This window comes from Luteolibacter sp. SL250 (assembly GCF_026625605.1).
Lineage (GTDB): Bacteria > Verrucomicrobiota > Verrucomicrobiia > Verrucomicrobiales > Akkermansiaceae > Luteolibacter.
The window spans coordinates 1,325,640-1,339,595 of the sequence record NZ_CP113054.1 but is presented as its reverse complement, the minus strand read 5'-3'; the positions used below and the strand labels follow the sequence as shown (position 1 = coordinate 1,339,595).

Genomic DNA, 13,956 nt, shown 5'->3' with positions numbered 1-13,956 from the left:
ACGGCTACCCCCTTGTAGCACGGATCTCCTCTGATTCGGCCACCGCCCGGTCTTACGGAGGGAAATTTTGTTTTTGACGACGTTGTCAAAAAGGGGGCGGCTTCTCATACACGTGCGCCCTTAGAAAGGCTAGGCTTTAGGTCGGCTTATATCGGAGGTGGCCGAGCTCAATGAATCGATAAGAATTGCCTCCTTCCCGCAATGCATACGTAACGTAGTTCCTGTTAGGAGGGCTTCCATGAAGCGATCACCCGCGCCAGCGTCGCCAAGGAGTTCTCTTCTAGACCGATACACAACTCCTCAAGGCAGATTCTCCAGAAATCTCGCTCCACGGCAGGAACCGGATCGTCCGACGGCGCGGATGCCTCTTCGAGGCATATCGTGCTGAATTTCCGGACATTGGATTGATCCGTCAGCTCATGGCGGACGATCAATTTTTGCAACAGAAGAGCGCGCTGGCGGCCTTTTGCCGTCCACTCCAGAAGGTAGCCACGATCCTTCTGGAACTGATAGCCGGAGATCCATTCGGCTTTCCGGAGTCGATAAACAACGAAATCAATAAGGGGATCGAGTTCGGAGGATGGAAACATTGTGAGATCAGAGGGTGAGAGATGAATCCGTGTCAGGATAGAAAACGAAGACCCGCTCCACTGGGAAGCGGGCCTCGGTAAGAATGCGAGGGAGCCGCAGTTCGCGGCGGGAAGAGGTCAGCTGACCTTTACTTCGATCTGACGAGGCCGTGCTTCCTCGCTCTTGCCAACGCGAACGTTGAGCATCCCGTCCTTGAACTCCGCCTCGACCTTCGAGGGATCGGCATCAGTTGGAAGGGAGAAGCTGCGGGAGAAGTAGCCGTATGCCCTTTCCATCCGGTGGTACTTCCGCTTGTTCTCGTCCTTCTCGAAGCGGCGTTCGCCGGTGATCGTCAGCACACCGCTTTCAAGGGTGACTTTCACGTCCTTCTTGTCGACCTGAGGCAACTCCGCGCCGATGTGATAGCCGTCGTCGTCCTCGGTGATATCAACCAAGGGGGCCCACTCCGAAGCGGAGGGATTGTCCCCCCGGCTGCCAAGAGCGGGTGCGAATGCGTTGAGGATGCGGTTCTGGAAGTGTTCCAACTCCCGCATCGGGTTCCATTGGGTCAATGTATGTTTCATCGGTTCTTTCAGAACGGTGGGAATTTCTCCGGGAAGGTCGTCCACCTTTCCGCTGCTTCCCGGGGGCGATGGAATACCTCGGAAGCCCTCATGCTCCACAGCGGCACCGCCCACTATTGGCGTTAGCATCACTCATGCCGAACTCGTTTGGTTGGAAATACAATGGCTTATGAGAAGCGTGCTATCTGGAACGCGTCAGTGTTGCCGCAGCAAATTTTCCTACTGAGACGGATCGACGCGCCTTGAGAGAAGAGCGGGAATGCGAAAGGGCCGCTCCTTCGGAGGAGCGGCCCTGCGACTTTCCGTGCGCCAGGGATGGCGTGGGTTATTTGCTCTTGGGGACGGTGATTTTCAGAAGACCCTCTTTCCTTTCAACAGTCAGCTTGTCCGCTTCCACCGCTCCCGGAAGGGTGAGCTGCTGCGAATAGTATGCGCGCCGGGTGACTGAAGATTTCCCCTCCTTATCCGTGTCGGTGGGCGTGTCCTCAGCAAGCGCTTCGATCTTGAGAATCTTGCCTTGGATGGTCGCATTGACGTTCTTGACGTCACGCTCGGGAAGATAGGCGGTGACGACATAGTTCGTCTCCTCCTCCTTGAGATCGATGAACGAGCCGAACCTCGGTTGATCGAAGTATTTTTCCAATTCGGGTGCGCGGGGAACATCCCTGAAGGCATCCTCGAAAATCTTGTCCATGCCACGGCGGAGGTCATCCATTTGGCGGAGAACGTCACGTTCCCACGGTGATGGAGCACCCCATGTAGCGTCTGGAGCAGCTGGCACGCGCACCGGACCGGGTGGATTCGCTCCTTTCGGGACTGTCACGGTGATCACCCCGTCATCCTTCTTACGCTCGATAACAGGTTTTGCTCCCGTGTCGGCACCCGCTAGGACAACGGTCTGCTCGTACCGAGCCAGCGTGTCAGCCTCCGGGACCACGATGTGCAGCGTGTCTCCCTTCAGGTTGATTTCGACTTTCTCAAGGTCGCGACCGGGCAAGTCCAATCGGAGCATGTAACTCTTTTCTTGTTCCCGCAGGTCGACGGATGCCGAGACCACCGACGGCTTCCCTTCGTTACGAAGGCTTTTCCAAGTGTCGCGGAACTTGTCGGACATTTTGTCCTGCCATTCCTGTACCTTGTCCAAAAAGCCGGTCTCAGCGGCTCCCGCGAGTGGGGGTGACGCCACCATCACGGCTCCTACACCAAGGGCCATAACACCCGGGATCACACCGAGACGTTGTGTTGCATTGGATAATGATTTCATAGGACTCGAATTTGTTTGAGTTAAAATGAATGCGGGGTGACCACCCATGGACGATGTGACCATTGGAGGTCACCCCTCGGTATGGACGCATCGTCGCGCCTTCCTTCTGGAAAGTCTGCGACCCGCGTCGTTCAGGTTTCACCTTTCACCTCGATCAGCCGGGGCTTGGATGCCTCGCTCTTGGCAATATGGATCTCCAATACGCCGAGCTTGAACCGGGCCTCCACGCTTTCCGCATCCACATTTTCAGGAAGCAGGAATGTACGTGAGAAGGTTCCATAGGCACGCTCCATGCGCAGATAGCGCACATCGTCGCCTAGACCGGGCTTGCGTTCACCCCGGATGGACAGGCTTCTTCCTTCCAGCCGGACCGATACGGCATCCTCCCTTACTCCTGGTATCTCAACCCTCAGCAGGTAGCCGCCGTCGTTCTCCGCGACGTCCACCACCGGACTCCAGTCAGGGGTGGCCACGGGTTCGCTTGGGACACTGGTTCCGTCCTGTGAACGGCTGAGGATGCTGGATAAACGGCCATGCACATCAGCCAATTCGTGGAACGGATTCCATCGAATCAATGCATTCATATTTCCAGTATGGATATGGCGGGTAGTGCTCGTCCGGCCCGCTGCCCCCGCCGGTTCGCGAGCGAGCCGGTTCATGTATGGAGCGCCACAAAGGGGCTCCTTGTTTGGAAATAAAATCAGATTTTTCGCGACGTCAAGATGCAGATATTGATCTCTCCTCAGGTTGAAATCGTCCGATGTTTGTGCCTGATTTCAGGCATGAATCCCGATCCTATTGAACTGCGTTCGAAGGCCATCGAGACCACGATGGCCCAATTCGATTTTGGAAAGGTCGCAACCGCCGCAACTGCGGTAGGCTGGAACATCAGTACCCGGCCCCAGCAAAGCGGAGGAGTCCCAGTTCCTGACGAGATGCGCCGCATCGCCCGCGAGCTGCTTGAAAAAGCATGGGACGACGAAGAGGCGCAGAACTGCGAATATTGCCATGGAGGGCTTCGTGCCAGCCGGACCGATGGCTGCCTGTCGCTTCAGTTTGTCATTGAGGAAGCGTATTTCGTGGCGGCAGTGGACGCGGCGGAGCCTGCTGGTCCAGCCGGTTGATGTGATCTTGCAAGCGCGCTTCCGGGGGGAACACCAGACACTCCGATTGCGGAGCTATCCCCTCGTTTTGCCGGGGCGACGACCTTACCTCCTGCTTAGGAAGCCCATGAGACCTGCGGGTTCTCTGGAAAAAGTGGCGATTCGGTTTAACAGCGAGACTCAATATCTGCTAGAAACACAAAATTGAGTTGTCATGTGACACCAGTCTGTAACACTCATTCAGAATTCCTCCTCGCAACTGACTGATTATCAGCGCAGAATGGATTCGTTTAACGAATCCCTCCCTGTCCGACAACCCCTCCCTGTTAGACCAGGTCTCTCACTGGAAAGCCAACTGCTGCTTTTGAATGCCCCAGTCCGAAGAGACTGCCGCGGTGAGATCCTGGACCTGTAGGCCCGGAGGCTGAGTTCCCTGAAATATCGCAGTCTTGATCTCAGGTGCCAGATAAGCGGCACGGAGGAGTCGCCGGACATAGTCCTCTTTCAACCCATATGGTTTGAGGATCTCGCCAAGCGATTTCGATGGCTCCTCCCGCAGCTTCTGTCGCCAGAACTCCGCTTGGACGACCGCCTGGATAAGCGCTGGCTTTGGCTCCGTACGTGCCGCTGAAACGATTTTCCCTGTCTGACCATCAACAATCTGTCCCCTTCCCCGCCGGCAGCGCAGATCCACAATGGCGGTGATGAGGGCTTCGCTCGGTCCAAATTCGATTCCTATTACCAGGGATTCGCGTGGAGAGGGTGGAAGCATCGGTTCCGCGACATGGTTGATCAAACGAACGACACTATGCTCTGTAAGGTAGATTCTGATCTCCTCGTCGCCCACCACGATCCGCGGCACCAGCAGGTGGATGGCCCGGGCCAACTCGAATGATGATCTCGTTTCCGCAAGCATCGCCGCGTAGGATTCAAGCCGGTGCCGGACTTGCTCCTTCGTCAGCTCGGATTGGGACACCAGGGGCAACAGTTTTGGCAATGCCTGAACCAGCATCTGTTTCACTGCTCCTTCCAGCCCCTCCGCGTTCAACGTCTTGATCGACGAGGCCTGGTAACCTTGGCGGATAGATTGCTGGGAGACGTAGTAGCGGTAGCGAGTCCTCGTTCTGGAGCCATCACTCCGGGAGCTGCTTTTATTCGTATAGGTTGGGGTGAGGGCGAAACCCTCGACGGTTTGGACGAATCCTTTCAGAGGATGAACAAGTTTCGTCTGACGGATGGCAGCCTCGTTCGTGTGTCCCTCGATTCCGTGGAAGCCTGGTTGGTTCTCCCGAAGCTTCGTCTGGACCTGCTCCCATAATTCCTGCGGAACGATCGCATCGTGCTCACCTTCGAAAAACTCCTCCTTGTGGCGGACCATTCCGATGTAGATAGGCTGGGTCAATACCCGGTGGAGTTGCTTGGCAACCCAAGGCCTTGCCACCAAGATCCTTCCCTTGATGCTCGCGTAGGCTTTGGTTTTGAAGCCCTGTCCGTTGAGCTTTGTGATGGCATCGATTAGCCCACCGCTCTCGAGATAGGTCTCGAAACATGCTACTACCGTCTTCGCCTCGAAAGGATTGATACGCAGCTTTCCTTCCACCGCGTCGTAACCGAGCAATGGGATTCCCCCCATCCACATTCCCTTCTTCTTGGACAGCGCGATCTTGTCGCGAATCCGCTCCCCCGTCACCTCCCGTTCGAATTGCGCGAAGGAAAGCAGCACGTTCAGGGTGAGCCTTCCCATGCTGCTGGAGGTGTTGAACTGCTGGGTGACCGAAACGAATGAAACGCCGTGCTTGTCGAAGAGCTGCATCAGTTGGGAGAAATCCGCAAGCGACCGCGACAGCCGGTCGACCTTGTAAACGACCACAACATCAATCTTCTTCGCTTCGATGTCGTTGAGCAGACGGCGTAGGCCCGGGCGTTCGAGGTGGCCACCGGAAATCCCACCGTCGTCATAGGTTTCCTCCAGAACCTTCCAGCCCTCGTGTTTCTGGGAACGGATGAAAGCGTCGCCTGCATCGCGTTGTGCATCCAGAGAGTTGTATTCCTGCTCAAGTCCTTCCTCGGAACTCTTCCGGGTGTAGATCGCGCAGCGCTTTATGGGCAGATTAGCCACGCTTCACCTCCTTCAACCCGAAGAACAGCGGGCCTGACATGTGCTGGCCGGTGACCAATTTCGCGATGGCGGTGAGTGATTTGTATCTCACCCCTTCGAATTCGAAATCCCGAGTCCCGTGGTTCCGCACCGTGATGGTCCGGCCTTCCCATTGCCGGCTGAGCAACGATCCCGATTCCAGCCGGACTTTCGATTTGGATTTTACCGGCCTCGCCAGCCTCCCCTGCTCCAGGGATTTCTCAAAGGCAGCCATGTGTCGGCTCAGGGAAACCGACGTATTCTTGTCGAGCTTGCCATAACGCTGCTCCTGAATGCGGTAAGCCACTTCCGCCAGCAGGCGACCGATTCGAGTGGGTGGGATCTGCTTTCCCGGCAGCTTGTGCCACAGTTCCAGCAGGTCCTTTTTTGGTAGTTTTTCCAGTTCGCTAATGGAGTGCATGTCCAGGTGACACACGCTCCACGTGCCGTAGAGATCAAGTCATTGGAGTCTTTTTCCGCCGACCAATGAATCCCGGCTTCATTGGTCCCAGAAATAATCCGACAGACCGGATAGCCTTCACAGATACGGCAGCTTCTCCGGGTAATCCAGCCGAACCCGCTGCGAATGATTCTCTCTCCACCTCAGGCAGTCTTCCAGTGTCACCTGGGTGGGGTCGAAGGTGCCAACGTATGTAACCGGTTCGCCATACTCGTTGATTCCCGGACGATGGCCCTGTGTTTGTGGACGATAAAGGCCCTGCATGTGCTGATAAGCAAACGCCTCGCCTCCCAGCTCCTGAATTTCGCTTTCGACATACTTCCAACCATGGTAATCTGGATGCAGCAATTCGCCGGTCAGCCGGGTGTATTCATCAGAGGAAAGATTCCAGGATTCATCGCTCAAGCCCACCGTTGGAATTGCGATTTGTAACCATTTCTGGGATTGCCGGAGCAAATGCCCGCTTAGATCCCCTTCCCCTATCCTCCGGGTCGCTACGATAATAATCCCTTCGATACGGTTTTTCAAAAGGCGTCCGATTTCCCGGAATCGTGCCATCTCAAGATTTCCCTGTGTGTGCATGCTCTGAGGATTATCGATAATCACTATATCACTTTTCTTGTGGCCCCAGGAATTTCCGATGCCTCCATACCGGATTCCTCCGCCATAAGTGAGCGTTAGCGCCCGACCGTTGGACTTGATTCTGGTCCGATGAAAAACAGCTTTGTACCGCGGCCTGTCCATCAGTTCGGCGCAGCGTTCTTTTGTTTCTTCGGCTAAATCTATTGATTCGGATAGGATCAGAACTGATTTCCTAGGATCTCGTCCGAGGAGCCAGGCAGGAAATGATACGGCGCACACATGCGTCTTGAAACTGTCCGGCGGCAGATTGAAAATCAGCCTCTTTGGTATTTCAGGATGAAAAAATGAAGCCTGCAGAAGATCGGACATTTGCGGAATGTGCCAGTTGGGATGAAAAGAGAGCTTAGGATTCAATTCCCTGAATGCGAACCGTACAAAGCTTTTGAAGCTCAAGCGATACATCAGCCTATATTCCAGAGGATTCATTTTTTTGAATTTTTCTCGTGGGCACTGAGCAATTCCCGCATTGCGATCTCATCATCCAAGTTGGGCTCGAAATCCTCTAGTGTCATTTGATCCTTCTGACTGTCGTAAAGGAGGTCGGCGAAAAATCGTCGAGCACCCGCATCACCGCTTTTAACGGCATCGTGGGCGGCTCTACGGACAACGGCCTCTGTTAGGGTGATCGATTTGCCGTCAGCAATCAATTTGGTCCCCCCGATAGTCTTCGCGATCTCCTGCAAGGATTTGTCCTTCTTAGGCCGCCCTTGGGAATTCCCGGATTTACCTTTCGGAAACTGGTTTTTCTTGGGTGGCTTTTTATATCCCACCTCGTAGTCGGCATCCTCACTCATAAAGCCTGTTCTCTGTTGATCTCGTCATACTTAGCGCCCGTTCGTGCATGAACCGCATCCATGCCCGTCCACTCCTGCCAACGCTTGATTGCCACGTCAACGTAGCGCGGCGACATTTCGATCCCGAAACAAACGCGTCCGGTCTTCTCAGCAGCGATCAGAGTGCTTCCGCTGCCTAGGAAAGCGTCGAGCACGATTTCACCCTGCCGGGAGCAATCCCGTAACGCATCCTCGACTAAGCCGACTGGCTTGATTGTCGGATGCAGCCCAAGGGCCTCTTTCCCGCTCTTGTCGCCGTCGGCTGATTTCAGATGCATCACTGAAGGATGTTTCCAAACGTTGGTACGATAGCGCCCATGCTCTCCCAGCTTAAAATGATTCTGGTGTTTGCCCTTGCCGCTTTTGAACACGAAGATCAGCTCGTGCTGGCTGCGATAGAAGGTCCCCATGCCACCGGTCGTTTTGGTCCAGACACAAAGGTTTTTGTATTCGTCATAAACCCGCCCGCCGGCTGCAAGCAGTTCGCCAGCATGACGCCAGTCCATGCAAATATAGTGAATCGATCCATCGCTCGAATTTTTCTTGAGGTGGGCGAAAACGGTGGCAAGGAAGTCCGTAAAATCCGCCGAGGACATCTCGCCGGAGCCCATGGCGAAGGCACCATGATTGGCAGCACATGTTTTGCCGATTTCTCGCGCCGGGAGGTTGTAAGGAGGATCAGTGAAGACGATTGTTGCCTTACTCTGATCCTCAAACAGCCTGCGATAACTTTCTTCCGCCAGGCTGTCCCCGCAAAACAGGCGATGCTTGTCCATCAACCACAGATCGCCTGGGTGGGCTATCGCTGGCAGATCCTCCGCATCGGGTATTGGAGGCTCACCCGACGTGGAACCTTCCTCTTCGATGATGAACTGCTCGATGTCGCCGTAGTCGAATCCGGTAATTTCCAGGCTGAAGTCCAATTCAAGATCTGCCAGGAACTTGAAATTTTCTCCTAGGAGAATGTCATCCCATCCGCCGTTTTCGGTGAGACGGTTGTCAGCAATCATGTAAGCTCTGATCTTGGCCTCATCCAGGTCAACGGCGCGGATGGCCGGGACGGTTTCAATTCCTAACAAGCGACAGGCCTCGACCCTTCCGTGCCCGCAGATGAGGCGGTTGTTTTGATCAATTAGAACCGGCACTTTAAAGCCGAAGGTTTTGATGCTGTCAGCGATCTGCCGAAGCTGTTTTTTACTGTGTTTGCGGGGGTTCGAGCCGTGGACCTTGAGGGCCCAGATTGGAACATATTCAATGATTAGAGATTGCTTCATTTGGTTTTGTTTGTGGTTCAGCCGCGGTTTCCCCTTGGCTGACAAGACAGCTTTGGGTTGAAAGACGCAGATCGCTCGGCAGTTCGCCGAGCAAATGAAGGCCGGAGGTCAGTCTGGTCTTCATGAACCACTTCGCAGCATGTCGGACGGAGTCTGATCCCAGACTTCGCCCTCCTTGCGATCCAGATGTTATCCTAAGTTGAGAAGCAGTTAATCCTATGCCATCATTATCTGCGCTTTAGGGATTTACCCGTGAAGGGAACTACCCCTTCCGCACGAACCTGCAAGGCTAGTGCCGGACAGGTCGGAATGACGATTAACTTTTGGACGCCAATGAGCAGATCGCAAGAAAACTGCGCGACAAATTAGATCACTTTTCTCCGACAATCTAATTATCAACGTTTTGAGGATGATCGGGGATCAAAAAGCACTGGGTGACTCTAGGTCTGCATTGGGATTCCTCATCGCAGTTTCGTCTCCGCCCTGAGACAGACCTCAGAGAATTCAACCCCTAGCGTGCGGCAGATTCTAACGAGAACCGGCAGACCTGGAATGCGCTCCCCTTTTTCTGCTCTAACAATCACTGAGTGATGCACTTTCGATTCTTTGGCCAGGCGAAAAGCTGACCATCCCCTGAGCTCCCTTTCGCGACGGATGACATCGACAACCTGCGCGACATAGCGCAGGCCGTCAGGGTCATTCTCGTTCGAAAGGTACATTCGGCCGAGAGTGCTACGGCGGTGGACTCAGGAGGAGCCAAAACACTCATTTCGTCAGTTGACGCGGTCCCAACTTTGGAGCAACGCTTCCTCGCTCCGACCGCTGATGACAAGACTCGATACACGACTGGAAAGCGAAGGCGCGGAATTTCTGGTTCTGGGCCAACTCCTCCTTCACCGGATCGCTACGTATAAGACGTACGCCAACATGCCCGGCTACGATCTTGTCGCCACCGACCCAGAAGCCAACACCTCGGCGAAGATTCAGGTCAAAAGCCGGTGGAGGACCGGCGCGACCGGGTTCCCAATCAGCAATTTCGAATGCGATTTTGTGGTCGCTGCTTTTCTCAATCGAGGTTCGAAAGACGGAAGAAAAGAAGTTCTAACACCGGAATACTACGTAATTCCAATTGGCTTGATCCGCTCCCTGCCGCGCGGCGACCGCTGGAACAAGGTGGATCTTAAGCAGCTGCCCGATAAGGAGAAATTTCGGGAGAACTGGTCCCAGATCATTACCTTCCTCCGGGATGCCTCCGCCCCCTCCGCCCCCTCCGCCCCCTGATCAAATTTCAGCACCCCATCCTCAACATGCTCAAATACGTTGCTTGCCTTTGTCTCTTTCCCTACGCCGCCACCGCCCGAATTGGTGAGACCCTCCAACAATGCGAGAGTCGTTATGGGCCCTCAACCGCCCTGAAAATCGAGGCCGAGACGGCTGTTTACTCGTTCACCAAAGGGCCATATTCGATTGCAGCCACGGTTTGGAAAGGAACCGTTCATAGTTTGTTGATTTCCAAACGCTCAGGCCACGCGGTCGGAATTTCCCAAGAGCTAACGGAGGCCGAATGGGAGACCTTCTTTGAAGCAAACCGCGGCCAGTCGCTCTGGATCAAGAAACTCACAGATTCAAAAAATTATGGCTTCTGGGAATTATCCGATCAAAGCCGTAAAGCGGTCTATGAGCTGAGAACTCACATCCTCCTGTTCACAACGAGGGAATACAGCGCGAAATCGGCCTCAGACAAGGCGGCACTCGACAAGGCGACCTTGAGGGGCTTCTGACCGGTTGCGGCACAGCATTATCCCCTGTTGTCACAAGTCGTTGAAATCGTTCGGCCTTTTGAACGGCGTTAAAGTGCTGATAATCTTCCTTCTCGCTTCACCGTCCAGTCATCCGCCAAAGCCTGCGCCTGAGCCAAAACCAAGACAATCGCCTCCTCACATCCCTCCGGCGGATACTTGTATTTCCTCAATAGCTGCCGGATCAGAATCCGCATCTTCGCCCGAACGCTGTCCCGGAATTGCCAGTCCACCGTCGTGCTGTTCCGCAGCTTCTCCGTCAGCTCGCTCGCCAGCTTCTTCAAGGTCGCATCGCCCATCGATAGCAGCACCTCCGGCCGATCCGCCAGTGCATCGTAAAACGCCTCCTCGTCCGGATTTAGGCCCAGCTCCTCGTGGCGCTTCATCGCCTCCTGCATGTCCTTCGCCATCTGGATCATCTCCTCGATCACCTGCGAGCTTTCGATCATCCGGTTGTGATACTTCCGCAGCGCTTCGATCAGGCGGTCGCTGTATTTCTTCTCCTGCACCAGGTTCGTCCGCGTCTGCGCTTTGATCTTGCCTTGCAGCAGCCGTTCCAACAGCTCCACCGCCAGGTTCTTCTTCTCCATCCGCCGCACGTCGTCCAGGAACGCGTCGGATAGCAGCCCGATGTTCGGCCGCTCCAGTCCCGCCATCTTGAAAATGTCCTGCACGTCCTCCGCCTTCACCGCGTTGTCGAGGATCTGCTTCAGCGCGCTGTGCTTCTGCTCCGCGCTGCGCTTCTTGTCCACTCCGTCGAACTTCCGCAGCACCGCGCTGATCGCGAATAGAAACGCCAACTCCTTCTTGAGTTCCTTCGCACCGTCCAGCGTCGAACACAGCGAATACGCCACGTTCGCCGCTGCCATCGCATCGAGGAACCGCTTCTTGCCGTTGATCTCGTTCTTGTCGCCCAGGCCGAGGATATGATTTGCCGCCGCAGGAAGCAGCGCCAGCACCTCCGCCGGTGTCCCTTCGTATTTGCTGTAGTCGAAGCCATGGAAAAGCCCGCGCAACACGTCCAGCTTTTCCAACAGGACCTCCAGCGCCTTTCCCGCCTTCAAGGTCGGCGTGCCCTTGCCCTTCGCATCCGTGTAAGTCTTCAGCGCGTTCTTCAGCTCCGCGGCGATGCCGATGTAGTCCACCACCAGCCCGCCTTCCTTGCCTGCGAATACCCGGTTTACCCGTGCGATCGCCTGCATCAGGTTGTGGCCCGCCATCGGCTTGTCCACATACATCGTGTGGCAGCACGGCGCGTCGAATCCCGTCAACCACATGTCGCGCACGATCACCAGCTTCAGCGGGTCCTTCGCATCCTTGAATCGCTTCGCCAGCCGTTTCTTCTGACCCTTGCTATACACGTGATCCTGCAAGACCGGCCGATCCGACGCCGTGCCCGTCATCACGATCCGGATCGCGCCGTCCTCGTGATTCCAGCCGATGTCCTTGCCGTCCTTCGTCAACTTCGTGCCCGCCCACTGGGGGCGCAGCTTGATGATCTCATCGAAGAGGCTCACGCAAATGTCCCGGCTCATCGCCACCACCATCGCCTTGCCTTCCAGCACGCTTTTTCGCGTCTCGTAGTGCTCCACCAGATCCGCGGCGATCTCCTCCACACGTTCCTTCGCGCCCACCAGCTTCGCTAGCTCCGCCCACTTGCCCTTGGTGCTTTCCCTCGCGGAAACGTCCTCCTCGTCCTCGATCACCTCCTCCACGTCCTTGTTCAGCCGGTCGATCTCCTCGCGGTTGATGTCCAGCTTCGCCAGGCGGCTTTCGTAATAGATCGGGACCGTCGCCTTGTCCTCCTTCGCGTCCTCGATGTCGTAAATCGAAACGTAGCCGCCGAAGGTCTCCTGCGTGTTCGCATCCGCCTTCTCGATCGGTGTGCCGGTGAAGCCGATGAACGACGCACCCGGCAGCGCATCCCGCATGTGCTTCGCATAGCCGTAAACGTATTTCCCCGTCTTGGTGTCCAGCCGGCCTTTGGTCCCGTATTGCGAGCGATGCGCCTCATCCGAGATGACCACCACGTTCGTCCGCTCGCACAGCACCGGGTGATCATCCTCCGCGCCTTCCAGGGAAAACTTCTGGATCGTCGTGAAAATGATCCCGCCGGACTTCCGGGACGCCAGCATCTCGCGGAGCTGTTCGCGGCTCTCCGCTTGCTCCGGTGTCTGCTTGAGCAAATCCTTCGCGTTGCAAAACTGTTGGAAAAGCTGGCCATCCAGATCATTGCGATCCGTCACCACCACCAGCGTCGGATTGTTCATCTCCGGCTGTTGCAGCAGCTTTCCGGCGTAGCAACACATCGAGATGCTCTTGCCGCTTCCCTGCGTGTGCCAGAAGACGCCCGCCTTCTTCGATCCCGGCACCACTTCCTTGCCATAGGTCGCCCGATCCTCCTTCACCTTGGAAAAATCCTCCGTCGCCGAGGCGATCAAGGTCACCCGCACCGCCTCCCGCACCCCGTGGAACTGGTGATAGCCCGCGATCTTCTTGATCAGCCCGTCCCCGTCCTGCTCGAAGAGAATGAAATACCGCACGTAGTCCAGAAACAGATCCGGCCGGAAAAACCCGCGCACCACCTTCTCCAGCTCGAATTCCACCTTCGGCTTGTCGTTCTCATTCGAGATCGTCCGCCACGGCATGAACCACTCTTTGCTCGCCGTCAGCGATCCCACCCGCGCGTTCATCCCGTCGCTCACCACCAGCGCCTCGTTGAAGACCAGCAGATCGGAAATCTCCGCCTGATAGGTCTGGAGTTGATCAAAAGCCTTCCACACGTCCGCCTGCTGGTCCGCCGGATTCTTCAGCTCGATCAATCCCAGCGGCAGTCCGTTCACGAAACACACCAGATCCGGCCGCCGCGGCTTCTTCGTGCCCGTGATCGTGAACTGGTTCACCACCAGGAAATCATTGCGGCTCGCCCAGGTGAAATCGACCAACTGCGCGTGATCCGCCTCCTTCTCCCCCTTCGCGTTGGTGAACTCCACCAGCACCCCGTCCATCAGATAGCGGTGGAAGGCCCGGTTGCTCTGCACCAGCGAGGGATGCTCCGGCTTCGTCACCACATGCACCACCTCCTCCACCGCGGATTCCGGCAACTTCGGGTTCAAGCGCCGCACCGCCTCCGCCAGGCGCCCCTTCAAGACCACCGCCCTGAAATCCTCCCGCTCCGCCGCCACGCCTTCAGGCGCGATCACCGCGCCATGAATGTAGTTCCAGCCCGTGTCCTGGAACCACTGGATGGCAAGCTGTTCGAGTTGGTCTTCGGTGATCATTCTCACTTA

General features: G+C 56.0%; 13 protein-coding genes. 3 read left to right on the top strand and 10 right to left on the bottom strand.

The genetic code is table 11. From position 1 onward, the window contains the following. Positions 1-224: 224 nt before the first annotated feature. The 4 genes from OVA24_RS05885 to OVA24_RS05870 form a co-directional block, all read right to left on the bottom strand. Positions 225-590 (bottom strand): hypothetical protein, encoded by a 366-nt coding sequence (locus OVA24_RS05885; protein WP_267674264.1) that lies wholly within the window; start codon positions 588-590, stop codon positions 225-227. 117 nt (positions 591-707) lie between these two features. Next, positions 708-1,154 carry an Hsp20/alpha crystallin family protein gene (locus OVA24_RS05880; RefSeq protein WP_267674263.1) on the bottom strand — a complete coding sequence of 149 codons (447 nt, stop codon included), beginning with the start codon at positions 1,152-1,154 and terminating at the stop codon, positions 708-710. A 325-nt stretch (positions 1,155-1,479) separates the two neighbouring features. After that, on the bottom strand, positions 1,480-2,418 hold the full coding sequence (locus OVA24_RS05875) for an Hsp20 family protein (RefSeq protein ID WP_267674262.1): 939 nt from the start codon (positions 2,416-2,418) through the stop codon (positions 1,480-1,482). 131 nt (positions 2,419-2,549) lie between these two features. Beyond that, positions 2,550-3,077: an Hsp20/alpha crystallin family protein gene (locus OVA24_RS05870; RefSeq protein ID WP_267674261.1), complete on the bottom strand. Its 528-nt coding sequence runs from the start codon at positions 3,075-3,077 to the stop codon at positions 2,550-2,552. A gap of 63 nt (positions 3,078-3,140) precedes the next feature. Here OVA24_RS05870 and OVA24_RS05865 point away from each other — a divergent pair, with 63 nt between their 5' ends. Continuing rightward, on the top strand, positions 3,141-3,542 hold the full coding sequence (locus OVA24_RS05865; protein WP_267674260.1) for a hypothetical protein: 402 nt from the start codon (positions 3,141-3,143) through the stop codon (positions 3,540-3,542). Between the two features lie 319 nt (positions 3,543-3,861). On the opposite strand, the gene OVA24_RS05860 is transcribed toward OVA24_RS05865, so the two are convergent. The 5 genes from OVA24_RS05860 to OVA24_RS05840 form a co-directional block, all read right to left on the bottom strand. Continuing rightward, complete coding sequence (locus OVA24_RS05860; protein WP_267674259.1) at positions 3,862-5,640, bottom strand: recombinase family protein; 1,779 nt, start codon at positions 5,638-5,640, stop codon at positions 3,862-3,864. Then, positions 5,633-6,079, bottom strand: a complete 447-nt coding sequence (locus OVA24_RS05855; RefSeq protein WP_267674258.1) for a DUF2924 domain-containing protein — start codon at positions 6,077-6,079, stop codon at positions 5,633-5,635. The genes OVA24_RS05860 and OVA24_RS05855 overlap by 8 nt, the downstream gene beginning before the upstream one ends. Before the next feature lie 117 nt (positions 6,080-6,196). Beyond that, positions 6,197-7,186 carry a hypothetical protein gene (locus OVA24_RS05850; RefSeq protein ID WP_267674257.1) on the bottom strand — a complete coding sequence of 330 codons (990 nt, stop codon included), beginning with the start codon at positions 7,184-7,186 and terminating at the stop codon, positions 6,197-6,199. Then, a complete protein-coding gene (locus OVA24_RS05845; protein ID WP_267674256.1) occupies positions 7,183-7,554 on the bottom strand; it encodes a DUF5681 domain-containing protein in 372 nt (123 codons plus the stop codon). Before OVA24_RS05845 ends, OVA24_RS05850 begins: the two co-directional genes overlap by 4 nt. Continuing rightward, positions 7,551-8,867 carry a site-specific DNA-methyltransferase gene (locus OVA24_RS05840; protein WP_267674254.1) on the bottom strand — a complete coding sequence of 439 codons (1,317 nt, stop codon included), beginning with the start codon at positions 8,865-8,867 and terminating at the stop codon, positions 7,551-7,553. The genes OVA24_RS05845 and OVA24_RS05840 overlap by 4 nt, the downstream gene beginning before the upstream one ends. Positions 8,868-9,692: 825 nt before the next feature. On the opposite strand from OVA24_RS05840, the gene OVA24_RS05835 reads away from it, so the two are divergent. Continuing rightward, positions 9,693-10,148 carry a hypothetical protein gene (locus OVA24_RS05835; protein ID WP_267674253.1) on the top strand — a complete coding sequence of 152 codons (456 nt, stop codon included), beginning with the start codon at positions 9,693-9,695 and terminating at the stop codon, positions 10,146-10,148. Between the two features lie 26 nt (positions 10,149-10,174). Next, positions 10,175-10,648, top strand: a complete 474-nt coding sequence (locus OVA24_RS05830; RefSeq protein ID WP_267674252.1) for a hypothetical protein — start codon at positions 10,175-10,177, stop codon at positions 10,646-10,648. 68 nt (positions 10,649-10,716) lie between these two features. Here the strand turns inward: OVA24_RS05830 and OVA24_RS05825 are convergent, their stop codons facing one another. Beyond that, positions 10,717-13,947 (bottom strand): type I restriction endonuclease subunit R, encoded by a 3,231-nt coding sequence (locus OVA24_RS05825; protein ID WP_267674251.1) that lies wholly within the window; start codon positions 13,945-13,947, stop codon positions 10,717-10,719. Between the last annotated feature and the right edge of the window lie 9 nt (positions 13,948-13,956).

Coding starts and splice junctions, on each gene's coding strand:
- OVA24_RS05850 (WP_267674257.1), bottom strand. CDS start 7,186: ATGAATCCTCTGGAATATAGGCTGATGTATCGCTTGAGCTTCAAAAGC.
- OVA24_RS05855 (WP_267674258.1), bottom strand. CDS start 6,079: ATGCACTCCATTAGCGAACTGGAAAAACTACCAAAAAAGGACCTGCTG.
- OVA24_RS05885 (WP_267674264.1), bottom strand. CDS start 590: ATGTTTCCATCCTCCGAACTCGATCCCCTTATTGATTTCGTTGTTTAT.
- OVA24_RS05835 (WP_267674253.1), top strand. CDS start 9,693: ATGACAAGACTCGATACACGACTGGAAAGCGAAGGCGCGGAATTTCTG.
- OVA24_RS05880 (WP_267674263.1), bottom strand. CDS start 1,154: ATGAAACATACATTGACCCAATGGAACCCGATGCGGGAGTTGGAACAC.
- OVA24_RS05845 (WP_267674256.1), bottom strand. CDS start 7,554: ATGAGTGAGGATGCCGACTACGAGGTGGGATATAAAAAGCCACCCAAG.
- OVA24_RS05830 (WP_267674252.1), top strand. CDS start 10,175: ATGCTCAAATACGTTGCTTGCCTTTGTCTCTTTCCCTACGCCGCCACC.
- OVA24_RS05825 (WP_267674251.1), bottom strand. CDS start 13,947: ATGATCACCGAAGACCAACTCGAACAGCTTGCCATCCAGTGGTTCCAG.
- OVA24_RS05840 (WP_267674254.1), bottom strand. CDS start 8,867: ATGAAGCAATCTCTAATCATTGAATATGTTCCAATCTGGGCCCTCAAG.
- OVA24_RS05870 (WP_267674261.1), bottom strand. CDS start 3,077: ATGAACCGGCTCGCTCGCGAACCGGCGGGGGCAGCGGGCCGGACGAGC.
- OVA24_RS05865 (WP_267674260.1), top strand. CDS start 3,141: ATGCAGATATTGATCTCTCCTCAGGTTGAAATCGTCCGATGTTTGTGC.
- OVA24_RS05875 (WP_267674262.1), bottom strand. CDS start 2,418: ATGAAATCATTATCCAATGCAACACAACGTCTCGGTGTGATCCCGGGT.